A 25,202-nucleotide genomic window follows, 5' to 3' on the forward strand; every position below is an offset into this window, starting at 1 on the left:
ACACGCGCATCCAAGAAAAGATAGCCAGCCACATGCTTTTTCTATTGTTCCAAATCGGCCAGGACCACTACGCACTGGATACCAGCCAGGTCGCGGTAGTGCTGCCGCTGGTCAAACTGAAACAGATGCCGGCGACTGCGCCGTGGGTAGCTGGCGTGTTCACCTATCGCGGCCAGTCGGTGCCGGTGATCGACCTCAGCCAGCTGGCCACCGGCAAGCCATCGCGGCAGCGCCTCAGCACCCGTATCGTGCTGGTGCACTACCCGGCGCCGGGACCGGATAGCCGCCTGCTCGGGCTGGTGCTGGAAAAGGCCAGCGAGATCATGCGCCGCGCACCGTCGGAATTTCGCGACAGCGGCCTGGATCATGGCGCAGCGCCCTACCTGGGTCCGGTCACGGACGATGCGCGCGGCCTGATCCAATCGGTGCAGGTGCAAGACCTGCTGCCGCCGGAAGTACGGGCGCAGCTGTTCCCTAGCGTGGAGGCCTGATGCCGCTGGCAAAATTCGAGAGCATGCTGAAGCGCACCATGGGGCTGGATATCCAATCCATAGGCCGCCCCATGCTCGAACGCGCCCTGCAGGAACGCCAGGGCAGTTGCGGCGTGGCCGATCTTGACGCCTATTGGCTGCTGCTGCAAATGTCCGAGCCGGAACAGCTGCAGCTGATCGAATCCGTGATCGTGCCGGAGACCTGGTTCTTCCGCAATCGCGAAGCCTTCCAGGAAATGGCGCAGCTGCAGCAGCGCTGGCCACGCCTGATCAGCGCCAGCCAGCCGCTGCGCATCCTCAGCCTGCCCTGCTCTACCGGCGAAGAACCCTATTCGATCGCCATGGCCCTGCTGGACGCAGGCGTGCCGCCGTCGCATTTCCAGATCGATGCGATCGACATCAGCCCGCAATCGCTACATGTGGCGCGCCAGGCCGTGTACGGCAAAAATTCGTTTCGCGGCGACTACCTGAGTTTCCGCGATCGCTACTTTGCGCTCAATGAACAAGGCTATGCATTGTCCGAAACAGTACGGCAGCAGGTCAGGTTCGCACAAAGCAATCTGTTCGCAGCCGATCTGCTGGCCGGGCAAGCTCCTTATGACATCATCTTTTGCCGCAATCTGCTGATCTATTTCGACCGCACCACCCAGCACCAGGCCGTGACTATCCTGTTGCGCCGCCTCGCGCCCGAAGGCCTGGTCTTCGTCGGCCCGGCTGAAAGCGCCTTGATGATGCTGCATGAGCTGACCCCGATCAAGGCGCCGATGGCCTTTGCTTTCCGCCAGGGCGCGCCGAAACAGGAAATCGCCAGAACGCTGCCGCCCACTGTCGCTTATGTGCCGCTGGCGCCGGCGCCAAGAACCACGACGGCGCGCAGCAATCCTGCCATGACAAGGACCGCCAACGGCAATCCTGCCATGCTGCCGCCGCAAGCGAGCCTGGCGACAGCTCAGTTGCTGGCTGACCAGGGTAAGCTGAGCGAAGCCGCCGCCGTATGCGAACAATTCATCAGGCAGCATGGCGCCTCGGCCGCCGCTTACTATCTGACCGGCGTGATCCACGACGCCGCGGACCGCAAGCAGGCCGCCGCCGAGTGTTATCGCAAAGCCTTGTACCTGGAGCCCAACCACGCCGACGCCATGACGCACCTGGCAGCCCTGCTGCAAACCATGGGCGACTACACCGGCGCCAAGCTGCTGCAGCAGCGCGCGCGGCGTTCAGCCGAAAACAATCCGTCCTGACATGCATCCAGCCCTGACCTTTCCTTCGCTGCGCCACGGGCGTAAACCATCATGAGCGAGACAGCCATGCAAGTGATCGACGATTGCTGGAACCGCATCGGCGTGCGCGGCGACGGTTCCTGCGAAAAACTGGCACAGCATATCGATTGCCGCAACTGCCCGGTGCACGCGCGCGCCGCCGCCGAGCTGCTGGATCGCTTGCAAGTGGAACAGATGGCCGACGGCTGGAGTGAGCAGGCCGAACCGATGCAGGAACAGGACGCTGACCTCAGCTCCTGGCTGCTGTTTCGCATCGGTGAAGAATGGCTGGCGCTGCCGACCGCCCTGCTGGAAGAAATCACCGAGCTGCGCGGCATCCATAGCCTGCCCCATCGCAAAAATGCCGTGGTGCTGGGCATTACCAATATTCGCGGCGCCCTGGTTACCTGTATTTCACTGGTGGCGATGCTCGGCATCGCCGTCGGCAGCAAAATCGCCGGCCGCCAGGAACTGCTGCGGCGCATGCTGATCGTCAGGCGCAACGGCCAGGTGACGGCCTTCCCTGCCGATGAAGTGCATGGCACCTTGCGCATCGCCCTGTCCGAGCAGCAGCCGGTGCCGACCACGCTGACCCGCGCCGCCGGCCATTTCACCAACGCCGTGGTCCAATGGAATGGCCATAGCGTCGGCCTGCTGGACCAGGAATTGCTGTTTCACACGCTGGATCGGAGCCTGGCATGAACGCCGACGATATGCGCGATGCCTCGATGCTGGACCTGTTCCGGCTAGAAGTAGAAACCCAGGCGCAAGTGATGAGCAGCGGCCTGCTGGCGATCGAGCGCAGTGCCTCGCCGCAGGACCTGGAGGCTTGCATGCGCGCCGCCCACTCGATCAAGGGTGCGGCGCGGATTGTCGGCATCCAGGCCGGCGTCGATGTCACGCATGTGATGGAAGACTGCTTCGTTTCGGCGCAACAAGGCAAGATCCAGCTCGGGCCGCGTCGCATCGACCAGTTGCTGCATGGGGTCGACCTGCTGCAACGGATTGCGCAGAGTGCGGAAGACCTGCCGTTGTGGCAAGCCGGCGAAGGCCGCAAGGAAATCGACAGCTTTCTGCAAGGTTTGCAAAACAGCCTGTTGCAAGCCGACGACCGCGCCCGTGAAACGCAGACCCCGCCAACCGCCACACGCAATGAGCTGCTGCCGGCCGGCGAGTTCCAGCAAGATAAAACCGAGAGCGCCGACCGCATGTTGCGAGTCACCGCTGCGCACCTGAACCAGCTGGTCAGCCTATCCGGCGAATCGCTGGTGGAATCGCGCTGGCTGCCGGCCTTCAACGAGTCCTTGCTACGTCTCAAGCGCTTGCAGCACGGCGCAACACAAGCTCTGGAAACACTGTACGACTCGCTGCGCGAAAACGGCGTGGCCGCTACCCAGTTCGCGGCCTTGCAAGATTCCCGGCAACAACTTGACGCGTGCCAGAAAATGCTGACGGAACGGCTGGCGGAACTGGAGTCCTTTGAACGTCGCAACAGCAGCCGCGCGCAGCGGCTGTATGACCAGGCGCTGGCCTCCCGCATGCGGCCGTTCGCCGATCGCGTGGCGGGCTACGACCGCATGGTGCGCGACCTCGGACGCAGCCTAGGCAAACAGGTCAGGCTGGCAATCAGCGGCGAAACCACCCAGGTCGACCGCGACATCCTGGAGCAGCTGGAGGCGCCGCTGGTGCATTTGCTGCGCAATGCGCTCGATCACGGTATCGAAACGGCGCCGCAGCGGCGCGCCGCCGGCAAGGACGAAGAAGGTGAAATCAGACTGAGCGCGCGCCATCACGCCGGCCTGCTGCAGATTACCGTCAGCGACGATGGCAACGGCATCGATCTGGAGCAGTTGCGCACCAGCATCGTGGCGCGTGGCCTGGTCGATAACACCACCTCGGCACGCCTGAGCGATGCGGAACTGCTGCACTTTCTGCTGCTGCCAGGGTTCAGCATGCGCGACACGGTGACTGAAATCTCCGGGCGCGGAGTCGGTCTGGATGTGGTGCACAACATGCTCAAGCGCATGCGCGGCACCATCCAGATTTTCAGCGAACACGGCCGCGGCATGCGCTTCCAGCTGCAACTGCCGCTGACCCTGTCGCTGGTGCGCAGCCTGCTGGTGAGTATCGGCGGCGAACCCTACGCCTTCCCGCTGGCGTACGTGAACCGCACCATGGTGCTGGACAAGGAGCAGATCGAAATGCTCGAAGGCCGCCAGCATTTCAGTTTTGAAGAAAGACAGATTGGCCTGGTTGCGGCCAGCCAGATCTTGCAAAGCGGCGAAAGCACCGCCAGCGACGACGGCATCGCACTCGTGGTGATCGGCGACATGGGCCAGACTTATGGCCTGCAGGTCGACCGCCTGCTGGGCGAGCACATGCTGGTGGTGCAGCCGTTGGATACCCGGCTGGGCAAGATCAAGGATGTAGCGGCGGCGGCGCTGATGGAAGACGGCACACCGGTCTTGATACTGGATGTCGAGGATATGCTGCATTCGGTCGACAAGCTGATCGCCCACGGCCAGCTCGACAAGATCCACGAAGGCGGCAGCCTGCAGCAGCTGAAGGCCAGCAAACGGGTGCTGGTGGTCGATGACTCGCTCACGGTGCGCGAACTGGAACGCAAGCTGCTCAGCAGCCGTGGCTATACGGTCAGGATCGCAGTGGACGGCATGGATGGCTGGAACGCCTTGCGCAGCGAAGCATTCGATCTGGTGATCACCGATATCGACATGCCGCGCATGGACGGCATCGAATTGGTAACATTAATCAAAAGCAACCTGCAGCTGAAAGCGATTCCTGTGATGATCGTTTCCTATAAGGATCGCCCCGAAGATCGCCAGCGCGGGCTGGAAGCCGGCGCCGACTATTATCTGGCCAAGGCCAGTTTCCATGACGAGACCTTGCTGCAGGCAGTTGAAGACCTGATCGGCGAAGCGCATGAAGCCTAGTTTTCAGTACCGAGCGCCTATTTTTCTCCAAAGAACCTGATGAACGCGTGTATATTTTCAGTCATTCAATGTTACCTGTTGAGTAGCAAGCCCTACTGCCGCGATGACACACGCTTCTAGCAAAGGAATCCTGGAAAATGAAAATAGGTATCGTCAACGATGCCCCGATCGCGGTCGAAGCGCTGCGCCGCACGCTGGCATTGCGCCAGGACCACGAAATCATCTGGATTGCGGAGGATGGCAAGCGCGCCATCGAATTGTGCGCCTGGCAAGTACCGGACCTGATCCTGATGGACCTGATCATGCCGGTGCTGGACGGCGTCGGCGCCACGCGCCACATCATGGCCCATACACCGTGCGCCATCCTGGTGGTCACCGGCGACGTCGGCGCCAACGTCTCGGCGGTGTACGACGCCATGGCCTATGGCGCGCTGGATGCGATCGATACCCCGAGCTCGCTCGCCGGCCATCCGCGCAACGGCGTCAATTCTTTGCTGGCCAAGATCGATTCGATCGAAAAACTGATCAATCAACGCCAGGCAGCACCCGAGATTACGGCCGTTTCAAAGACAGCGGCGCCCATCCCGGCCATCAATGCGGCTGCGCCGCGCAAATCATCGCCGCAGGCGCCGAATTCCAAGTATCTGGTTGCCATCGGCGCTTCCGCCGGCGGACCGGCAGCACTGGCAACCCTGCTGTCGCAACTGCCGGCGGATTTTCCGGCAGCGCTGGTGGTGGTGCAGCACGTCGACGCCCAGTTCGCAGCCGGCATGGCCGATTGGCTCGGCGGCCAGTCGAGATTGCCAGTGCGGCTGGCGCTGGCCGGAGACAGCCCGACTCCCGGCACCGTACTACTGGCCGGCACCGACGACCATCTGCGCCTGACCAGGCCGTTTCAACTGGGTTATACCGAGCAGCCCAGCGGTTATCCATACCGGCCCTCGATCGATGTGTTTTTCCAGAGCGTGGTGGAAACCTGGGCCGGCAAGGCGATCGGCATCCTGCTGACCGGCATGGGCCGGGATGGCGCACTAGGCTTGAAAGCCATGCGCGACAAGGGTTATTACACGATTGCCCAGGACCGCGATTCGAGCGCAGTATATGGCATGCCGAAGGCCGCGGCGCAGATGAATGCCGCGGATGCCATCCTGCCGGTGAACCGGATTGCAGATAAGCTGGTCAGTCTCGTCAGCAAACAATAGCGACAAACAATAGCAGCACTGAGTTCAGATATGGAGCAAGCCATGCATAAAGAATTAAATCTCGACATCGACCAGCCGCCAGACGACTATCCGGTGATGGTGCTGCTGGTCGACGACCAGGCCATGGTGGGTGAAGCCGTACGGCGCGCGCTGGCCAACCAGATCAACATCGATTTCCACTATTGCGCGCATCCCGACGAAGCCATCGAGGCGGCGCAAAAAACCCGGCCGACTGTCATCTTGCAGGATCTGGTCATGCCCGGCATCGACGGCCTGACCCTGGTGCGCCAATACCGCGCCAACCCGGCCACCCGCAACGTCCCCATCATTGTGCTCTCGACCCGCGAAGATCCTGCAGTCAAGAGCGCGGCGTTCACCGCCGGCGCCAACGACTACCTGGTCAAGCTGCCCGACACCATCGAACTGGTGGCGCGTATCCGCTATCATTCGCGCTCCTACGTCAACCTGCTGCAGCGCGATGAGGCCTACCGTGCGTTGCGCCAGAGCCAGCAACAGCTGCTGGAAACCAATCTGGAACTGCAGCGCCTGACCAATTCCGACGGCCTCACCGGGCTCGCCAACCGCCGTTACTTCGACGAGTATTTCAGCGCCGAATGGAAGCGTGCCGAACGCGAGCAAAGCCCGCTCTCGCTGCTGATGATCGATGTCGACGACTTCAAGCTCTACAACGACACCTATGGCCATCTGGCCGGCGACACTGCCCTCAAGCAGGTGGCGGAAAGCATAGGCGGCTTCGCCCGGCGCCCGACCGACCTGGCGGCGCGCATCGGCGGCGAAGAATTCGTACTGGTGCTACCATCGATGTCGCGCGAGCACATGGAGACCCAGGCCGACAAGCTGCAGGCGGCGGTGCACGCCTTAGGCATTGCGCATGCCACCTCCAACAACGACGCCCGCGTCACCATCAGCATCGGCGGCGCCAGCATCGTTCCGCTGCGCGGCAGCTCGCAGGAAAAACTGGTGGAGGCCGCTGACCAGGCTCTCTATCGCGCCAAGCGCGGCGGCAAGAACCGGGTCGAGATCGCTCAGGAATAAAAGCTTACGCGTGGGCACGGGTGCCCACCCTACCCATTCAGGCAGCTCGCGCCCGCCCTGTCGCAGCCGGCTGGCGCGCGGCCAACATGCGCGCGCGCCGCTTGCGGGCCCAGATGATCACGCCGGTCACGCTCAGCATGGCCACCGCAGCTCCCATCAGGGAAATCAGGATGCGACCGGTGAGGCCGAGGATGCGGCCTGAATGCAAGGGAAACTGCGCTTGCATGAAAATGTCGCCGGCGCTGCCTGTGCCGGGAATCTTTGCCCGGCCGCATGGCCGTCGCCGGCGTCATAGTACAGCCAGCTGTTGCCCAGGCCGGCGTCGCCGTGGTCGTTGCCGGCCTCGAAAAAGCCGACGCCGTACAAACCGAAGGCCGAAGAATAAAACACGCCGCCGACCGGCACGCTCCAACCGCGGCGCTGACCATCCTCGCGCGCCAACTGCGCCACCCGTTCGCGGCTGACTCCTGGTTCTGTCTTGGCCGCCAGCGCGGGTGCGACCGGCTTGCGACTGTCGAACGGATCCGGGGTCAGCGTCGAGAAAGTTTGCACGATAGGCCGCATGACCGGGTTATAGAGGTTCATGGAAACCGAGGTCACCGCCAGCACCAGCAGCAATCCCCACAGCCAGACGCCGCCAGAACGATGCAAGTCAAAATTCAATTTGTGTCCGCCCTGGCGCCAGCGGAACGCGAAGGACTTGCGCCAGCTGCGCCAGTTCGGAAACGACAGCCACAGGGCGATGAAGCAGTCCAGCGCCCAGACGATGCCGATAATCCCCATCAACCAGGTGCCGAGCTCAATGCCGCCGACCTCGGGCAGATGCATGGTGTAGTGCAGCTTGTACAGGAACGGCAGCAGGTTCTCGCGCTGCAGCGAAATCGCGCCCCACATGCGCCGGCCCTGTATTTCAGCCGTGGCCGGATCGACCGCTACCTGGTTGAAACCGAGCTCGTAAGGCTGTCCGGTGGCCGGATTGATGCGCCCTTCCACCATCATGCTGCTGGTATGCCCGGCTTCACTCTCGGTCATCACATAAGTGACGCGCAAGCGCGGATCCTGAGCTTCCACCCGGTTCGCCAGTTCCAGGCCAGGCAGGATTGGCCCCGGTGCCGGCTGGTCGGCGCTGCGGGCATGGAATAGCTGCGGATTGAGCCAGGCATCCAGCTCGTGGTCCCAGGAAATGACGGCGCCGGTGGCGCCGGCAATGAACAGGAACACGGCGGCCGCCAGGCCGAACCAACGGTGCATGATCACGAGAAGGGGACGCAAGACCATGATGTACTCTTAGTATTTCCAGTTAAGCGCAAGGCTGCCGTTGATCGGCGCGCCGTAATAGCCTTGCGTTGCGTACAGGCTCTGGATGTACTTTTTGTTGGTGACGTTGTTGAGGTTGGCGGTGACGCTCAGCTGCTTGCTGATATCGTAGCGCGCCATCAGGTTCAGCAACGTGTAGCTTTCCTGTACGGTGGTGATGGCCGGCGTCTGCAGTTGGCTGGTCTTGCCTTGCCAGTTGACGCTGGCGCCGACGCGCAGCTTTTCGATTTGCGGAATCTGGTAAGTCAGCGCCATGCGCAACAATTTTTTCGGCACGTAGTTCCGGGCTGAATTGCCATCCGCATCCTTGATCGTCATGACCGTATAACCGAGGCTGCCCTGCAAACCTTGCGCCAGTTCGCCGGAGAGGTCCAGCTCCAGCCCTTCCGAATGTGCCTGGATGCCGCGGTAGTAAGCCTTGGCGCCGATATAGCCGGCCTGCTCTGATGCATTGCTTTGCTCAACCCGGAACAGCGCTGCAGATGCATTCAGCTTCTTGTTGAAGAATTCACTCTTCAAACCCAGCTCATAACTCTTGCCTTCCAGTGGCTTCAAGGTCGCGCCGCTGCTGTCAGTCTGGTATTGCGGATTGAAAATCTCGGTGTAGCTGGCGTAGGCAGATACATTCTTGCTGAGGTCGTACACCAGGCCCGCATACGGCGTAGCCTTGCTGGCACTGGTCTGGCGGCTGACGCCATAAGCCAGGCCGGTGGTATCGGAGCTGGTGTAGTTGGCTCCCAGCAGCAGCTTGAGATCATCGGCCAGGTTCAGGCGCGTGGCGCCGTACACGGTCTTGCGCTTGTCGGTGTAGCTGCTGCCGTCAGTCGACGCATCGAAGGCCGGTTCCGGATAACTGCCGTCGAACGCCCCGCCGGCCGTCAGCGGCGTGCCGATGCCCTGGCCGTAATGCGATATGTCATTGAGCGTCGCGCGCGACCAGCTGGCGCCGACGGTCAGGTCGTGCTGGCGGCCGCCCAGCATGTATTTGCCGCTGAGGTAGCTGTCGATCACGGTCTGCTGGTTGTCGGAGTTATACAGCGACGGATAGCTGAACAGACCGGCGCCGCTGCTGCGGTCCGGCGTGCCGTAGACATAGAACAGTTTGCCGTCGGTCGTCAGTTTATTGTGGCTGAGCGTGGTCTTCCATTGCCAGTCGTTGTCGAAATGATGATTCAATTCGATGAACGCGCGCTGTTCCTCGGAATTCCAGCGCGACCAGTTTGCCGCGGTGCTGGTGCTCCTGGCATAGTCGGTCGGCAAACCGTCGCTGTAATACAGCGGCAAGGCGCCCCATATCGCCCCCTTGCCGTCGTTCTTTTGATAGCTGTAGCCCAGGGTCAGCAAGGTATCGTTGCTGAGGTTTGCTTCAATCACGCCGTAAAAGATATCCTTGCTCGGCTGGTAGCGGTCCAGGTAGGAATTACCATCCTCATGCGCTGCCACCACCCGCGCCGCCACGGTGCCGGCGCTGTTGAGCGCGCCGGAGACGTCGGCATCGATGCGGCGCGTGTTCCAGGAACCGTAGCTGACGCCGGTAGCTGCCTGGAAATCGTAAGTCGGACGCTTGCGCACGAAATTGACCGTGGCGGATGGATTGCCGGTAGAAGACGTCAGGCCGTTGGCGCCACGCACGATCTCCACGCGATCGTAGATGGCGGTATCGAGGTCGCCGTTCTGCAGGCCGAAAGTCAGCGGGATGCCGACGCCGTCGTACTGGAAATTGGTGATATCGAAACCGCGCGCGGTGAAATAGGTACGGTTGGTTTCCACCTTCTCGACGGTGACGCCGGTGGTGCCGGCCAGCACCTGGTCGACGCTGTCGAGCTTGAAATCGTCCATCCTGGCGCGCGTGACTACCGACACCGACTGCGGCGTTTCGCGCAGCGACATGTCCATCTTGGTAGCCGAATTACTGTTGCGCACGGTATAGCTGCCGGTTTTCTCGCTCGGCTTTTGGCGGTCGCTGCCGGCCGTCACCACCACTTCCGGCAAAGCCGCGTCCTCGGCGGCTGCCGCCGCCTGCTGTGCCAGCGCCAGTTGCGGCGCGGCTGCCAGGGTCAGCGTCACCGCCAGACTCATGGCACGCAAGGCCGGTGGATTGCACAGTTTAGATGAAAAAGCAGGCACAGGCGTGGTGCACGCCGTGGTGTTGGTTGTCATTCTGTATTCCCCGAGACTATCTATCGTTAAGCGCTATTTATATTTTTTTAAAAAAGGCACGGCTTTAGAAACTTCCTCTCACGCTCCCGTCCATGGCTTGCCGCCGCAGCTGAAAACAGCCGCGGACACGGGCATCCGACTTACTAGGGAAAATGGGTGGCGAAAGGGAGTATCTTTGAAAAATAGAATAATAATGCGAATGATTGCTATTATCAATAAATTTCTAAAAATCCCATTGAAGGCGCATGGTCATGGCGTTGCCGCAAAAAAAATGCGCACTGGTCGGTGCGCATCCGCTGCAAGGAAAAACAGGTGGGCTAGCCGTGGACACGCGTCTCGGATTCATCGTGCGGCTGCGGCGGCGCACTGTAGTTGCAGCCATCCTCGGTATGAGCGCAAGGCAGCGTCTCGAACTGCAAGGTGGTGTGATACACCGCAAACTGCGACGCCAGGATTTCCTTGAGCGCCGGCAGCAACTGCTGCTCTGCCGAGTACGCCACGTCGTAGACCACGTGCGCAGTCAGGCTGGCCTTGCCACTGGTGACCGCCCACAAGTGAAAGTCGTGCACGCTCAGCACGCCCGGCACGGCGCGCATCGCCGCCTGCACTTTTTCTATGTCCATGCCTTCAGGCACGCCTTCCAGCAGGATATTGATGCTCTCCTTCAGCAGTATCCAGGTACGCGGCAGCACCCACACGCCGATCAGCACCGCAATCGCCGAATCGACCCAGGTCCAGCCGGTATAGCGGATCAGCAAGGCGCCGGCGATGACGCCGAGCGAACCCAGCATGTCGCTCCAGACTTCCAGGTAGGCGCCTTTGACGTTCAGGCTGGCATCCTTGCCGCTGCTCAGCAGGCGCATGCTGATCAGGTTGACGATCAGACCGAAGGTAGCAATAACCAGCATGCCGGTGGACTGGATCTCGGCCGGGCTGCGGAAGCGCTGGTAGGCCTCGTACAGGATATACATCGCCACCAGGAACAGCAGCACGGCATTGAAAGCCGCCGCCAGGATCTCGAAGCGGTGATAGCCGAAGGTGCGGCGCGCGTCGGCCGCTCGTTTGGCGATGCGGATCGCCGCCAGTGCGATCGCCAGCGCCATGGTGTCGGTCAGCATGTGGGCAGCGTCGGATATCAGCGCCAGGCTGCCGGTGACCAGTCCGCCGATCACTTCAACCACCAGGAAGGTCGAGGTCAGGCCGAGCGCAATCCAGATATATCTCTCATTGCCGCCGCTAGGCAACGCGTGTGTATGGCCTGCACTCATGGATACCGTCCTTGAAGTTGCGTTGATGTAATGTACAGCTTTATTGCTGCGTACCGCAATTGGCGCAGAATTTCGCCCCGGCTATCTTCGCTACGCCGCAAGCGCCACAGTTTTTCGGCTGCAGTGTATTGCCGCACTGCTGGCAAAAGCGGGCGCCGGCCGCATTGCCGAAATTGCAACTTACGCAATTATTCGGATTGCCGGGGACATTTCCCCAATCGTTCTGCCGGCTGCCGCCATGCGCCTGCGAACCGCCATGATGCTTGTTACGTTGCTGGTGCGAGTTATTGCCGCTACCGTGATGCCCCATGTTCAGCAGATTCTTGAGGAAACTCATTTGATGCTCCTTCGCAGTTAGCGTGTCGGATTGACATGACCTCATTAAAAACCCTGTAGTTACTTCAAGGTCAAGCGACTACATAAAATATTTCACAACGCCAAAAGCGGACTAAACTAATACTTGCTTCTCCCTAAACAAAACCAAGGAAAAAAAATGACTAAGCTGCTTAAAAAAGTAAGGCTATCGTTGTTCGCTTCTCTCACCCTGGCTTTGCTGCTGGGAGCATGTTCGAGCATGTCGATGGACCAAAACCACATCAGCGAAGTGACCCTGGACGGCGCCCATGAAGTACCGCCGACCAACTCGGCAGCGAGCGGCAGCGCAACCATCAAGATCGCCTCGGATAAAACCGTCAGCGGCACTATCAACACCCGCGGCATCCAAGGAAAGATGGCCCACATCCACGAAGGCGCGCTGGGCGTGAACGGTCCGGTGCTGGTGCCTCTGACCAAGGTCGGCGATAACACCTGGGAAGTCCCGGCCGGCACCAAGTTCACCGACGCCCAGTACGCCAGCTACCTGGCCGGCAAGCTCTATGTCAACGTCCACAGCGCCAGCAATCCCGGCGGCGAAATCCGCGGCCAGATACTGCCCTGATCCAGCCTCCTGGGCGCTCTAGCGGCCATGCGCTTGCTGCCTGCGAGATACGGCAGCAAGCGCAATCCACACAATTTTTTTAAACCCGCCTATGCATCCAACTCTCAGGATTTTTGCCGCATTCCTGTTTGCCATCGCCCTGGCCAGCGCCGCCTTGTATGCGATCGACCGCGCGACCACGCCAACTGGCGGCAAGCTCACAGCCCCTGCCGTGCAGGCCAAGGCAGGCGATACCGCCAACCCGGCTGGGCAGACGACAGCTCCGGCAGCGCCTGCACAAGCGCTGACGCTGCCGATCGCCAGTACGCCGTTGCCGCCGATGGCTGCCACGCCGCCTGCGGAAGCTGGCAACACCATCGCCAAATGCAATGTCGACGGCAAGATTGTCTACACCGACAAAGGCTGCCCTCAAGGCAGCAAAGTCAAGCCACTGCAGATTACCGATAACGCCGTGATACCCGGCTACGACCGCGCCACGGTTGAAAGGACTTTCCACCAGCCGCCGCCGGTGCTGGCGCAAGCGGCGCCGGCGGGCGGCGTGATCGAACCCGTCACCTCCATCGGCACGGAACCGGCGGTCGACTGCCCTGCCTTGGGCCGCCGCTATGAGTGGCTGAACGGCATGCTGCACCGGCGCCAGCTGCACTATGTACACGATCGCATGCGGCGTGAACGCGACGATCTGCAAACCAGGATGTTCTGGGCCCATTGCTAACGAACGTGCACCGCAAAGACTGCCAGCCGATGTCAATATAATGACAATAAAACAAGCGCCCGGCATATACTCTTGGTACCGCACAATTCGACAACAAGGACTCCCGTGCTTTCATCGCTGGTCGCCGGCTCTTCCACAGTCTCTGCCATGCTGGTCCTTTACCTGATGCTGGCAATGGCGTCCTTGGGCGCGGCCTTCAAAACCAGAGCGGTGGCGCACAGCCAGTTGCGTCTGCAGATTAACGCCTGGTGGCTAATCTTCCCTTTGGTGAGCCTCAGTCTGCTGCTTTACCCGGCCGGCCCAGCTTTGCTTGCGCTCTTGATTTGCATCCTGGCTCTGCGCGAACTGACTCAGCACTACCGCGGCTCCCGCAGGCTGTTCTTGTTTCACTGCACGGTCACGCTAGCGCTGGCCGCGGCATTGAGCTGGCAACAGCCCTATTTTGCGATGCTTCTGCTGCCGTGGATGATGCTGGCGCAGTTTGCTTACTTCTTGTGGCGCAGACAAACGGATCAACTGCTGCTGCTACTGTTTTTCTCTACCTGCTGCGGACTCAGCTTCATCGTCCAGCTGATGCATCTGTCGCTGGCGGAGGAAACCAGGATCGCCTGGCTGTTTTACCTATTCGCGATGACGGCATTGAATGACATCGGCCAGTTCATCGCCGGGAAAACGCTGGGAAAGCACACGATCGCCGCACGCATCAGCCCAAACAAGACCTGGCAAGGCCTGTTCGGCGGAGTGCTGGCCAGCATGCTGGCGTCCGTGCTGCTGGGCAGCTACCTGCAGTTGGCCAGCCTGCCGCAATTGCTGCTCCTTGCGTTATTGATGTCGCTCGGCGGCTTCACCGGCGACATGCTGTTTTCCGCCGCCAAACGGTTTCTGGGCATCAAGGATTTTTCCAGCCTGATTCCGGGCCATGGCGGTATCCTGGACCGTGTCGACAGCCTGGTGGTGACGGCGCCTTTGCTGTATTTCGCACTATACTTTTCACATCAAGGATGATCAGGATGAAAGTTGAAAGCCCTACGGCATGGACCCAGATCGAATCCGGCTTCGATAGCGTCGATCAGACGCGTTTGTTCTATCGTACTTGGCAACCGAAGATCAGCCGCCCCGACGGCGTCAAGCGAGCTTTGATCTTCCTGCATCGCGGCCACGAGCACTCTGGACGGATCCAGCCGCTGGTGGAACAGTTCGGCTACCAGGAAGACTGGGCCTTTGCCTGGGACGCTCGCGGCCACGGCCATTCGCCGGGCGAACGCGGCGATGCGCCCAGTTTCGAGATACTGGTGCAGGATTTCGATGCTTTCATCCGGCACATTCAGCTGCGCCATGGCATCCAGCCGGAAAACATGCTGATCGTCGCCAATAGCGTCGGCGCTGTCATCGCGGCGACCTGGCTACACGATTACGCGCCGCGGGTGCGCGGCGTGATCATGGCGGCCGCCGCCTTCGACATCAATTTGTATGTGCCGCTGGCCAAGCCGGCGTTGCGCCTGGCAACCTGTTTCAAGCCAGGCCTGTTCGTCACCAGCTATATCCGCTCCTCCATGCTGACGCACTCGCCCGAGCAGGCCAGGAGCTACGACCAGGACAGGCTGATCGCCAAAAGCATTTCGGCGCGCGTGTTGCTGGACCTGGCGGATACCGCAAAGCGCATCGTGCAGGACGCCGCAGCCATCGACACGCCGATCCTGATGCTGGCGGCGGAAAAGGATTTCGTGGTCAAGCAGGCGCCGCAGAAAGCCTTCTTTGAACGCCTGTCGTCACCGCTGAAACGCTACATCCTGCTGAAGGATTGCTACCACGCGGTTTTCTACGAGCGCGACACCAGCGAAGCCATCGAAGCCAGCCGCAAATTCATCCACGAATGCTTCCTGCAAGATCCGCTGCCGCCGCACCACTATCATAACGCCGACCTGCAAAGCCATAGCGCCAGCCAGTACGCCGCGCTACAAAACGGCGCAACCGGCAGCGCTATCGGCAAGGCCTTCTATGGCATCCAGCGCGCCATGCTCGGCACCTTGGGATCGCTCAGCAACGGCATGGCGATCGGCAAATTACATGGTTTCGATTCAGGCGCTTCACTCGACTACGTGTACCGCAACCAGGCTGGCGGCGGCCTGCTGATCGGCAAAACCATCGACCGCGGCTATCTGGACGCCATCGGCTGGCGCGGCATCCGCCAACGCAAGGCACAGCTGCAGCAGCTGCTGGCCGAGCTGATCATCCGGCACCAGGGCGAGCAGCCGCTGCGCATACTCGACATCGCTGCCGGCTCGGGGCGTTACGTGCTGGAGACCGTCAAGCGTTTCCAGGACAAGGCCATCGAAGTCACCCTGCGCGACTTTGACGCACATAACCTGGAGCAGGCGAACAAGCTGGCCGATCATTTGCAGCTGCGCACCGCCATCGAATACCAGCAGCGCGACGCCTTCGATCCTGCCAGCTACCCGTCCGACGAGCAGCCGTATGACATCGTGATCGTCTCCGGCCTGTACGAGCTGTTCAGCGAAAACGCCATGGTGCTGCGTTCCCTGCAAGGCATCGCGCGCCAGTTGAAAAGAGGCGGCCATCTGATCTATACCGGCCAGCCCTGGCATCCACAGCTAGACATGATCGCCCAGACCCTGACCAACCATCGTGGCGCGCCATGGCTGATGCGGCCGCGGCCGCAAGCGGAAATGGATGCGCTGGTGGCCAGCATCGGCTGCCAGAAAATCGCCAGCCAGATCGGCATCGCCGGGATTTTTACGGTGTCGGCGGCGCAGAAAAGTGCAGAGCCTGCCGCAGGCGATTGATCACGGTCCACAGCGACAACACCAGTATCAGCAGCAGCGCCGCATTCAGCCAATGCGGCGCCCCCCCTGTTGCCGACAAGCAGGCCAGCAGGCCGAAGGCAAAGGCGCGGTCGCTCTTCCCCATCGGGCCGTCAAAGCGGCGCGGCGCACCGATGGTTGCCGCCAGCACGCCGGCAAACTCTGCCAGCAAGGCCAACATCAGCACGATGACCAGCAACGGCGCATGAATACCGGCCAGCAGCGCAAATGGCAGGTACAGGGCCATATCGGAAACCTGGTCGCACATTTCATTCAAGAGCGCGCCCAGGCGCGTCTTTTGCCCGGTTGCGTTAGCCAGCATGCCGTCAATCGCGTTCAATCCCATGCGCAGCAACAGAAATAGCGGCAAGCCGAACCACAGCCCCAAGCAATGCGGAAACAGCGCCAGCGCAACACCGTAGGCCAGCGACAGCAACAGCGCCAGCACAGTGACCTGGTTCGGCGTGACCCGCAACCGCACCAGCCCTTTCAGCAAGGGGCTGAGCAACTGCTGGAATTTTGGCTTGAGCTGATAGATCGAGAAAGTCATCTGGCAATCTTTTCCATATAGTGTTTGGCAATCAATGTAGAGCGACTGTAGCCCATCGCGCAATGCAGGTAGATCGTGTGCCCTTCGCCGATTTTCCGAACCAGCAGCTCGACTATTTCATCGATCATGGCGGCATCCGGCAGGCGCAGGTCAAGTAAAGGAAAGTAGTGATAATCACCGTTGCGCAAAGCCGGCGTTTCGCTGAGTTCGTTGGCGAGATCGATGACTACCGGCCGCGGCGGCAATTGCTCCGCTTCGGCTGCGCTCAGGCGGCGCCCTATCCACAGCCGCTCGCTGATTTCAATGAACGGCGGCCGCCGCCGCTCCCGCCAGCGTACGCAGCACCAGGTCAGCCAATAGCCGAGCAGGTATGGCGCATATAACAGCCAGATCCAGAACGGATAGCGGCCTTGCCGTTTATGCAGGAAGCAGCGATCCGGCCTGGCATAGGCCAGGCTGACCAGCAGCAGGCTGACGGCCAGATACATGGCCAGCATGCTATGCAGCGCCAGCGCGCCAACCAGCAATGTGACGCCGGCGGCCAGCAGATAGTACAGCGCCACGTTCGCTTGCGTTCTGCCGTGACGCACCAGCAGGGTTGTCGCCAGCCCCAGCATCAGACCTGTGACCACATCCAGGAATTGATGCTGATAAGTGAATACGGTGGCCATCGCCACCAGCGCCAGCCATGCCGTCAGCAGAATACGCGCCAGCGTCGGCACAAACGATGTCTGCAGCGCGCGCCAGAAAACAAAGCAGAACGCCACGTGCAGCGAGGGCAGCTGATTATATGGCCGGTCTACCACGGACAGAAATCCAAACAAGGCTGCAAACAGCGGGTTATCAATCGCCGGCCGCGCCATGCTGAACTGCAGCGGATAGACGGCGAACGCCAGGGTCGCAATCACAGTCGCCAGCAGCAGGCGCTGGCTGAGCACGCGCAGATCGTCGGCCGTGCGCACCCAGGCGAAACTGGCGGCAAAGAACATCCCCGAACTGAGGTAAGGAATAATCATCCATGGCACAAACGGCAGTGCGCTTTCAAACGGCAGAGCGACGTTGCGCGTGATGTTGCTGTGCGCCGCCAGCAGGTTGGCAAGCGGATAGCACAGGGTGAAGACCAGGAAATTGATGATAAAGTGGCGCCCACGCATCTGCCAGGTGATCGCTGCGGTTGCTGCCATCAGGTAGGAATCCTTATCACCAAGGTTGAAATTAGTGCATTATTTTAGTGTGGTTTTTCATACATAATGGACACTTAATAAACGGCGTCAAGCTGACCGCACCTGGCCGTCCGCACCTGGCCGGCCGCATCTTTTCGCGCCATGCGTCGTTGCAAATTCTCGCGATAGTCTACTATCGCTCCGGTTTGCGCGGGGCGGCCATCCGCCTAACCTGGCACGAAAATACACCATTTCTTAAGCGCCATTACGTATGAAACACTACACTAGATCATGACGCAAACCGAAAAATATCAATGTTGCATGGTGATGGCAGGCGGCGGCTTTCGCTTCGGCTACTACCTCGGCATGTACGCCGCTGCCGTCGACAGCGGCAACAAGCCGGACCTGCTGCTGGCCAGCTGCGGCGGCGCCATCGCTGCCGCGGTGATCCAGGCGCTGCCCGACGATGCGCAGCGCAAGGCGTGGATCAGCTCGCCCGCCATGTACCAGTTCCTGTGCGGCTTGCAATCGACCCCCAAGGCTGCCATCGGCCGCTCGTTCATGCACGCCGTCAAGCGCGGCCTGACGGCAAAGCGCGCCCACGTCATTCCGGATCTGTTCGGCGACTATTTCTTCGACATCCCGACCCAGCTGCCCTTGCCTAGGCCGCAATCTGACCCTGCGGTTGCGGTAGCGATCGTCGGCGGCAAAATGCTGTTTTCCAAAGACGAAGTCGGCAAGCCGCGCAAGCAGCGCAAGCTGTTCGCCGAGACCGTGTTCGGCTCAGCGCGCACCGCCGCGCTGCTGGCCGGCATGTCCTCGCCCCTGAGCGAGCCGCAATGGGGCGACAACGCCATCGCGCCGGAATTACTGACCGACACCAGCATGCCCATCGGCGACGCGGTACGGATTTCGATTTCGGACATGTTCTATTTCCGCTGCCACGCGCATCAGGCTAGCCACTATACCGGCGGCGTGGTCGATCTGTTTCCTATCGAACTGGCAAACAGACTGGCGCAACGCGTCATCATGGAACTGAAGGCGCCGTTCAGCCAGGCGCTGGCGATTCCGGCCTGGCGCGCCGTGCTGGGGGTCGACGGCAACCAGCGGCTGCGTCATGTGCACAGCCAGTTTGCCGATGTCTGGATCGACGCTTCGGATGTCGAGCGCGTGTTCCATAAGCGCGGTATGCAAAAGCAGGTTTCCTGGACCAGGAACCGCTTCCGCCTGTTGATGCCGGCGCGCTACGAAACCTATCTGGCGCATGTGGAAGAGCAATGGCAATACGGCTACCAGCGCGGACTGGAAGCCTTCTCCAAGCCGGAGGCCAATCACAAGCAGCACATGCGCAACGCCACCAGGCATAATCGAGGCAACGCGTGAGGATCCTGATTATCGGCGGCACCAGCGGCATAGGATTGGCGCTGGCGCAGCACTATCTGTCGCTTGGCGAGCAGGTCGCCGTCTGCGGTCGCGATCTGCAACGCCTGGATCCGCAGCTCGTTGAGCGCTATCCAGCGATGGGCAAGTACCAGCTGGACATCGCCGACAAGAACGCGCTGGCGGCCGCCATCGATGATTTTTCAGGCAGCGGGCTGGATTTGCTGATAGTGACCGCCGGCCTTTACTTCAATACGCCCAGCATCCAGCTGGATCCTGCCACTGCGCTGCAGATGCTACGCACCAATGTGAGCGGCCTGAATCATGCGTTCGAACTGGCGTCCGCAAAAATGCTGCCACGGAAGTCGGGACAGCTGGTGGCGATTGCTTCGATCGCCGGGCTGCTGCACGACTACCCGGGCGCTTCGCTGTACAGCGCAACCAAACGCATGGTCATCGCCCTCTGCGAAACCTACCGCAAGGCGCTGGCGCCTTTCTCGATTGCGGTCACGATCATTGTGCCGGGTTATATCGACACGGCCAAGTTACGCGCACTGAATCATGGCGACGCCAGCCATAAACCATTTTTGCTGAGCGAACAGCAAGCGCTGGCGCATATCACCCAAGCTATCGCCCAGCGCCAGGCGCGCTGCATTTTTCCCTGGCAGATGCACTGGCTGGTCAACCTCTTCAATTGCCTGCCGGCGCCATTGCGGCGCCTGATCCGGAAATGAAGCGGCCTTGAATCGCCGCGTCAGATCAATTGGCGAACAGGCCGGCCACTGCCATTCGGCGCGGCAAGCCATCAAAATCGGCACGCACGATACTGACGGAACGGCTTTCGATATAGTTCCGCATTCCGGGCTCGGCCAGCAAGGGCTGCAACTGGCGCAATGAAGCAATCAATTGCGGCGTCAACCGGTCCAGCAACGGCCGTACATCGCGTCCGAGATCAGGGGCGTCGCTGAACTTGCCGGCGCCCTGCTGCTGCCATTGCGCATGTAAACCGAGCTGCAAGGCCTTGCTGGCGTCGAACTGGGCCTGGAAGAACCTTCGTACAAAAACCGCATCCAAGCCGCTCGCCTGTGCTGTAACGGCATCCAGTATCAACTGCTCGCGCGGCGGGTCGTTGACGGCGCCGCCGGAATTCCACTTGGCCTTGGCCACCATGGGAGCAACGTCAAGGCGCTGATCGATCAGTTGCAGCAAATGGTCAGCCGCAGCGGCATCCGCCGGATTCGGCGCCGGCGGCAAATGCTGGCAGGCCGCCAGCAGTATAAAAATTGAAAGGCAGGCCAGGAATTTGCCGTGGAATTTCCAGATAACAGTTTTCATATTTCCTTATTTAACATTCACAAACATAATAATCGCCTAACATCCGGTCATATCAAAAAGCCGGCCCAGTTAAACTGAACGTACACTAACCACTTTGCACCCTACAAAACTTTACATGCTGTCAACACTAAAACTCATCGCCGCCGATCCCAACACCGACGACATCAGTCATCTGGTGGCCTTGATCCAGACCTTGCGTCCGCGCAAGCCCGAGCTTGCCACGGAAGCGGCCGAGAACCTGCGGATACTGGTGCAACTGCTGCATGGCGAACCGGCCCAGGCGAGCGCCTTGCGCCATTATGTACTACGGCTGTTTTCGACGCGGCGCCAGATCAGCCTGTATACCGACACCGGGATCTTGCCTAACGCCGGCTTTTTTACCGAGCTGTTCCAGCGCCTGTCGTTTCGCATGCTGCCGCCGGCGCTGGATGAAAACTATCTGCGCGACTGCCTCGACCGCCTGCTGCCGGCCGAAACAGACTATATCTGGATCAACGCTGTTCCGAACGAGGACTGGTTCAGCCTGTTCGACCTGCTGGGCCAGGCCGCGCCCTACACCGACGCCGACAATAATGCCGCCAGCGACGCCATCGACCGCCACAAGACCGTCGGCGAACTGCTGGAAGCGATCCAGACCCTTTCCTACCGCATCAGCGCCATGGGCCTGGAGCCGGCGCTGCTCAGGCTGTATCCCAGCATCGACGAATTCGAATCACCGTTCCTGATGCAGAATGTCGAGTTGCACCTGTATCTGAACAGCTACCGCCACCATCTGGCGGCGGCCGACTCCGCCGTGCCGCTGGCCGATCTGCCGCCGCTGGAAGACGCCCGCCACCTGGCGGTGATGCTCGACCAGTGCGACACCATCGTCCTCAAGATTCGCAAGAATGCGCTGCGCATGGGTAGCAGCGTCGCGCTCACCTATCTGCTGGTCAGGCTGGAGCAAAGCATCGCGCGCCTGCGCAAGCTGCTGAACCTGGTCGACGTCGGCGAAGTCAGCATCAGCGTGCCGAACACTGAAAAACAGGAAGGCCCGGTCGCACACGATGAAGCGGAAGCGCTGGCCAATGCGAAGCGCATGGCCAAGCGTAGCGAGGCGCTGGCCTTGGGGCGAGAACTGATCGAAGGACATAACCGCAAGTACGCGGTGCGTGAACTGTTCGCCGACAATATCAACCTGCTGGCGCGTAACGTCACCGAAAACGCCAGCCGTACCGGTGAACACTATATTGCCGAAGACCGCGGCGAATACGGCGCCATGTTCCGCTCCGCCGCCGGCGCCGGCTTCATCATCGGCTTCATGTCGATGCTGAAAATCCTGGCCTCCTACCTGCGCGCGGCGCCGCTGGTGGAAGCTTTCCTGTTCAGCATGAATTATTCGGTCGGCTTCATGCTGATCCATGTGCTGCACTTCACGGTCGCCACCAAGCAGCCGGCCATGACCGCCTCGCGCATCGCCTCCGGCCTGCAAAGCCGGGACGGCCGCAATATCGATATCGACAGCCTGGTGGAACTGATCACCAAGGTGATACGCACCCAGTTCATCGCAGTGGCCGGCAACCTGCTGCTGGCCTTCCCGGTGGCCTACCTGATCGCGCTCGGCTACCACTCCCTGTTCGGCCACCACCTGGTGACGCCCGACAAGGCCGCCCATCTGCTGCACGATATCGATCCCTTCGCCAGCCTGGCGCTGTTCCATGCGGCGATTGCCGGCGTCTGCCTGTTCCTGGCCGGCCTAATTTCCGGCTACTACGACAACAAGGCGCTGTATACCCACATGGCGCAGCGGGTGGCGCGCGCACGCTGGCTGGGCAAGCTGATGGGCAAGCCGCGTCTGGCCAGGTTCGGCGAATACCTGGAGCACAACCTCGGCGGCCTGATGGGGAACTTCTACTTCGGCATCCTGCTCGGCACCATCGGCACCATCGGCTTCATGCTCGGCCTGCCGATCGATATCCGTCACATCACCTTCTCGGCGACCAACTTCGCTACCGCGCTGGTCGGCCTCGACAATCACATGGGCTGGCATACCGCGGTCGTTTCCGTGATCGGCGTGCTGGCCATCGGCACCGTCAACCTCTGGGTCAGCTTCTCGCTGGCGCTGTTCGTGGCGCTGCGCGCGCGCCAGGTGCGCTTCCGCCATGGCTGGACCCTGGCCAAGGCCGTGTTCTCGCGCTTTTTGAAAGGCCCAAGGATTTCTTCATTCCGCCGAAGAGAGTCCCCATTCAAGAGGATAGCGAGAAAACCCCGAGCACCTGAGGGTCAGCGCGGGCCGGACGATCCGGCCTGCGGGATTCACACGAATTCAAGCAAAAAGCGAAGCAACAAGGTAGTATCCGAACGGCAACAACAATGACTACGCCGCGAGAGATAAATTGACATGTTGAATGATCTGCCCTTGCTGCGCCCTTTCCGTTTTTTTGCCATCGCGCTGCTGTGCCTCCTGGCCGCGGCTTGCTCGACCCTGCCCGATGTCAGCCAGCTCAGCGCCACGCTGCCGCCAGCCGCCACGCCAACCAGCGGGCCGGCGAATGCTTCGTCGCGCCTGAATGCGCTGGCGGCCATGGAAGAAGCCGTCACAGGCAGTCCCCTCATCAAGGGTAACAAGGTCAGTCTGCTGTTCGACGGCCCGCAGACCATGACGGCGATGATCGAGGCCATCGGCCAAGCCAGAAGCACGATCAATTTTGAAACCTATATTTTTGACCAAGACCAGCTCGGCCAGCGCTTTGCCGACCTGCTGATAGAGAAGCAACGCGCCGGCGTGCAGGTCAACATCATTTATGACAGTGTCGGCAGCATCGGCACCCCGACCGAATTCTTTGAGCGCATGCGCGCCTCCGGCATCCGTCTGGTCGAGTTCAATCCGGTCAATCCGCTGAAACGTTTCGGCCGCTGGCAGTTGAACCATCGCGACCATCGCAAGATCCTGGTGGTGGACGGCAAGGTCGCGTTCACCGGCGGTGTCAATATCAGCGCCGCCTACGCCAACAGTTCCTTGTTCCGCTCGCGACGCCGCAGCGAGGCCGGCCCGGTTGGCTGGCGCGACACCCATGTGCGGATAGAAGGCCCGGCAGTGGCCTCGCTGCAATTGCTGTTCCTGCAAACCTGGAGTACCCAACATGCCGAAGATTTACCGGACCTGGACTATTTCCCCAAACTGGAAGCGGCCGGCGACAAGACGGTGCATGTGCTGAGCAGCCAGCCGGACGGCGACTACAGCCTCTACAAAGCCTACATCCTGGCGATCCAGCAGGCGCGCAAGAGCATCCATATCACCACGCCCTACTTCACGCCCGACCGCCAGCTGGTGGAGGCGCTGATCGCCGCCGCCAAACGCGGCGTCGATGTCAGCCTGATCCTGCCCAGCGTGATCGACAGCGGCCTGGTGTTCCATGCCGGCCAGTCGTTCTATACCCAGCTGCTGAGCGCCGGCATCCGCATCTACCAGCTGCAGATCTCCGTATTGCACGCCAAGACCGCGGTGATCGACGGCAGTTGGTCCACGGTCGGCTCCGCCAACATGGACATCCGCAGCTTCCTGCACAACTATGAAGCCAATGTGATCGTCATCGACGACCAGTTCGGGCGCGAAATGGAAAGAGCTTTCCGCGAGGACGTGCGCGGTTCCCTGCAAATCACGCTGGAGCAATGGCAGCAACGGCCGTTTTCCGACCGCATCAAGGAATGGGCCGCGCGCTCGCTGGGCTACTGGCTGTAGCCCGGCTGAGATGCCCCGGCTCAGGCGCGGTGCGCCTCGGCCCACGCCAGCATGACGTCCATGAAACGGCGCAATACCGGTTGCACCTTGGCGGCTTTCTGCGGGTCGAAGGCAAACGGCAGCTGCTCTTCCATATAGGTGATTTGCGCCTGCTCCAGCTGGACTGCATGGATGTTGTCCTGCGGTTTGCCGTAATGACGTGTAATGTGGCCGCCTTTGAAACGGCCATTCAAGGCATGGCTGTAGCTATCGGCCTGGGCCGCCACCTGCAGCAGTTGCTGTTCCAATTCCGGCGCGCAGGATGTGCCCGAGGCGGTGCCCAGGTTGAGGTCCGGCAGCCGTCCTTCAAAGAAGCGCGGCACCACCGAAGCGATGGAATGCGCGTCCCACAGCATGGCGACGCCGTGCTCGGCGCGCAGGCGTTGCAGCTCTTGCTGCAGCTGCTGGTGGTAAGGCTGCCAGTAGTGCGTGATGCGGTGCTGTATTTCTGCCTCGTCCGGCTCCTTGCCTGGCTGGTACAAGGGCTCCTTGTGGAAGGTATCCACCGGACAGAGCCCGGTGGTATCCTGGCCGGGATAGAGATTGACGTTGTCGCGCGGGCGATTGAGATCGATCACATAGCGCGAATGGGTGGCGACCAGCACCGAGGCGCCCAGTTCTTGCAAGAAGCTATACAGCTGCGGCATATGCCAGTCGGTATCGGCGATGTCCAGCGCCGGCGCGCTCATGCCGGCCCGGATGCCGTCGGGAATATGCTCGCCCGCATGCGGCATCGACACCAGCAGCGGCAGGCTGCCGCGATGAAACAGGAATTTTTCCATAATTGAACTCGCTAGAATTTCGCAGCTTAAGCCAATCTCAAGCCAAGGTTAAGT

21 protein-coding genes and 1 pseudogene are annotated in these 25,202 nt (G+C 60.9%); 14 read left to right on the forward strand and 8 right to left on the reverse strand.

What is annotated here, in order from left to right:
• The first annotated feature begins 32 nt into the window (after positions 1-32).
• From CPter91_RS14220 to CPter91_RS14245, 6 genes are all read left to right on the forward strand, one after another.
• On the forward strand, positions 33-491 hold the full coding sequence (locus CPter91_RS14220; protein WP_082792850.1) for a chemotaxis protein CheW: 459 nt from the start codon (positions 33-35) through the stop codon (positions 489-491).
• The gene (locus tag CPter91_RS14225) at positions 491-1,732 is read left to right on the forward strand and encodes a CheR family methyltransferase (RefSeq protein ID WP_061941367.1); all 1,242 of its coding nucleotides are present in this window, start codon (positions 491-493) and stop codon (positions 1,730-1,732) included. Before CPter91_RS14220 ends, CPter91_RS14225 begins: the two co-directional genes overlap by 1 nt.
• A 51-nt stretch (positions 1,733-1,783) precedes the next feature.
• Positions 1,784-2,452, forward strand: a complete 669-nt coding sequence (locus CPter91_RS14230; RefSeq protein ID WP_061941369.1) for a chemotaxis protein CheW — start codon at positions 1,784-1,786, stop codon at positions 2,450-2,452.
• A complete protein-coding gene (locus CPter91_RS14235; RefSeq protein WP_061941371.1) occupies positions 2,449-4,701 on the forward strand; it encodes a hybrid sensor histidine kinase/response regulator in 2,253 nt (750 codons plus the stop codon). The genes CPter91_RS14230 and CPter91_RS14235 overlap by 4 nt, the downstream gene beginning before the upstream one ends.
• Before the next feature lie 137 nt (positions 4,702-4,838).
• A complete protein-coding gene (gene cheB / locus CPter91_RS14240) occupies positions 4,839-5,903 on the forward strand; it encodes a chemotaxis response regulator protein-glutamate methylesterase (RefSeq protein WP_061941373.1) in 1,065 nt (354 codons plus the stop codon).
• Positions 5,904-5,945: 42 nt separating this feature from the next.
• Positions 5,946-6,959: a GGDEF domain-containing response regulator gene (locus tag CPter91_RS14245; protein ID WP_061946252.1), complete on the forward strand. Its 1,014-nt coding sequence runs from the start codon at positions 5,946-5,948 to the stop codon at positions 6,957-6,959.
• Positions 6,960-6,996: 37 nt separating this feature from the next.
• Here the strand turns inward: CPter91_RS14245 and CPter91_RS14250 are convergent.
• The 4 genes and pseudogenes from CPter91_RS14250 to CPter91_RS14265 all read right to left on the reverse strand — a co-directional run bounded on the left by CPter91_RS14250 (position 6,997) and on the right by CPter91_RS14265 (position 12,086).
• A pseudogene (locus CPter91_RS14250) lies at positions 6,997-8,231 on the reverse strand (PepSY-associated TM helix domain-containing protein).
• 15 nt (positions 8,232-8,246) lie between these two features.
• Entirely contained in the window at positions 8,247-10,436 is a 2,190-nt protein-coding gene (locus CPter91_RS14255) for a TonB-dependent siderophore receptor (protein ID WP_082792851.1), read from the reverse strand.
• 317 nt (positions 10,437-10,753) lie between these two features.
• Complete coding sequence (locus CPter91_RS14260) at positions 10,754-11,704, reverse strand: cation diffusion facilitator family transporter (RefSeq protein WP_061941375.1); 951 nt, start codon at positions 11,702-11,704, stop codon at positions 10,754-10,756.
• 40 nt (positions 11,705-11,744) lie between these two features.
• The gene (locus CPter91_RS14265) at positions 11,745-12,086 is read right to left on the reverse strand and encodes a zinc ribbon domain-containing protein (RefSeq protein WP_335340100.1); all 342 of its coding nucleotides are present in this window, start codon (positions 12,084-12,086) and stop codon (positions 11,745-11,747) included.
• A 111-nt stretch (positions 12,087-12,197) separates the two neighbouring features.
• Between CPter91_RS14265 and CPter91_RS14270 the strand changes: the two genes are divergently transcribed.
• From CPter91_RS14270 to CPter91_RS14285, 4 genes are all read left to right on the forward strand, one after another.
• Entirely contained in the window at positions 12,198-12,641 is a 444-nt protein-coding gene (locus CPter91_RS14270; RefSeq protein ID WP_061941379.1) for a CHRD domain-containing protein, read from the forward strand.
• Positions 12,642-12,732: 91 nt separating this feature from the next.
• Positions 12,733-13,356: a hypothetical protein gene (locus tag CPter91_RS14275; protein ID WP_061941381.1), complete on the forward strand. Its 624-nt coding sequence runs from the start codon at positions 12,733-12,735 to the stop codon at positions 13,354-13,356.
• A 105-nt stretch (positions 13,357-13,461) separates the two neighbouring features.
• Positions 13,462-14,361: a phosphatidate cytidylyltransferase gene (locus CPter91_RS14280; RefSeq protein WP_150119710.1), complete on the forward strand. Its 900-nt coding sequence runs from the start codon at positions 13,462-13,464 to the stop codon at positions 14,359-14,361.
• A 5-nt stretch (positions 14,362-14,366) separates the two neighbouring features.
• The gene (locus tag CPter91_RS14285) at positions 14,367-16,160 is read left to right on the forward strand and encodes a bifunctional alpha/beta hydrolase/class I SAM-dependent methyltransferase (protein WP_061941385.1); all 1,794 of its coding nucleotides are present in this window, start codon (positions 14,367-14,369) and stop codon (positions 16,158-16,160) included.
• Here CPter91_RS14285 and CPter91_RS14290 read toward each other — a convergent pair.
• Positions 16,111-16,728 carry a CDP-alcohol phosphatidyltransferase family protein gene (locus CPter91_RS14290; RefSeq protein WP_061941387.1) on the reverse strand — a complete coding sequence of 206 codons (618 nt, stop codon included), beginning with the start codon at positions 16,726-16,728 and terminating at the stop codon, positions 16,111-16,113. The two genes, CPter91_RS14285 and CPter91_RS14290, sit on opposite strands and share 50 nt — an antisense overlap.
• Positions 16,725-17,912 carry a phosphatase PAP2 family protein gene (locus CPter91_RS14295; protein WP_061941389.1) on the reverse strand — a complete coding sequence of 396 codons (1,188 nt, stop codon included), beginning with the start codon at positions 17,910-17,912 and terminating at the stop codon, positions 16,725-16,727. The genes CPter91_RS14290 and CPter91_RS14295 overlap by 4 nt, the downstream gene beginning before the upstream one ends.
• Positions 17,913-18,182: 270 nt before the next feature.
• Here CPter91_RS14295 and CPter91_RS14300 point away from each other — a divergent pair, with 270 nt between their 5' ends.
• Entirely contained in the window at positions 18,183-19,274 is a 1,092-nt protein-coding gene (locus CPter91_RS14300) for a patatin-like phospholipase family protein (protein ID WP_099047204.1), read from the forward strand.
• Complete coding sequence (locus tag CPter91_RS14305; RefSeq protein WP_061941391.1) at positions 19,271-20,005, forward strand: SDR family NAD(P)-dependent oxidoreductase; 735 nt, start codon at positions 19,271-19,273, stop codon at positions 20,003-20,005. Before CPter91_RS14300 ends, CPter91_RS14305 begins: the two co-directional genes overlap by 4 nt.
• A gap of 25 nt (positions 20,006-20,030) precedes the next feature.
• Here CPter91_RS14305 and aroQ read toward each other — a convergent pair whose 3' ends face one another.
• Positions 20,031-20,606: a gamma subclass chorismate mutase AroQ gene (gene aroQ, locus CPter91_RS14310; RefSeq protein WP_061941393.1), complete on the reverse strand. Its 576-nt coding sequence runs from the start codon at positions 20,604-20,606 to the stop codon at positions 20,031-20,033.
• 115 nt (positions 20,607-20,721) lie between these two features.
• Here aroQ and CPter91_RS14315 point away from each other — a divergent pair, with 115 nt between their 5' ends.
• Both CPter91_RS14315 and cls read left to right on the forward strand, forming a co-directional pair.
• A complete protein-coding gene (locus CPter91_RS14315; RefSeq protein WP_082792852.1) occupies positions 20,722-22,962 on the forward strand; it encodes a site-specific recombinase in 2,241 nt (746 codons plus the stop codon).
• Positions 22,963-22,986: 24 nt separating this feature from the next.
• The gene (cls, locus tag CPter91_RS14320) at positions 22,987-24,327 is read left to right on the forward strand and encodes a cardiolipin synthase (RefSeq protein WP_061941395.1); all 1,341 of its coding nucleotides are present in this window, start codon (positions 22,987-22,989) and stop codon (positions 24,325-24,327) included.
• Positions 24,328-24,347: 20 nt separating this feature from the next.
• Here cls and hutG read toward each other — a convergent pair whose 3' ends face one another.
• Positions 24,348-25,148, reverse strand: coding sequence for an N-formylglutamate deformylase (gene hutG, locus CPter91_RS14325; protein ID WP_061941397.1), 801 nt, complete (start codon positions 25,146-25,148; stop codon positions 24,348-24,350).
• Between the last annotated feature and the right edge of the window lie 54 nt (positions 25,149-25,202).

The organism is Collimonas pratensis (assembly GCF_001584185.1).
GTDB classification, from domain to species: Bacteria; Pseudomonadota; Gammaproteobacteria; order Burkholderiales; family Burkholderiaceae_D; genus Collimonas; species Collimonas pratensis.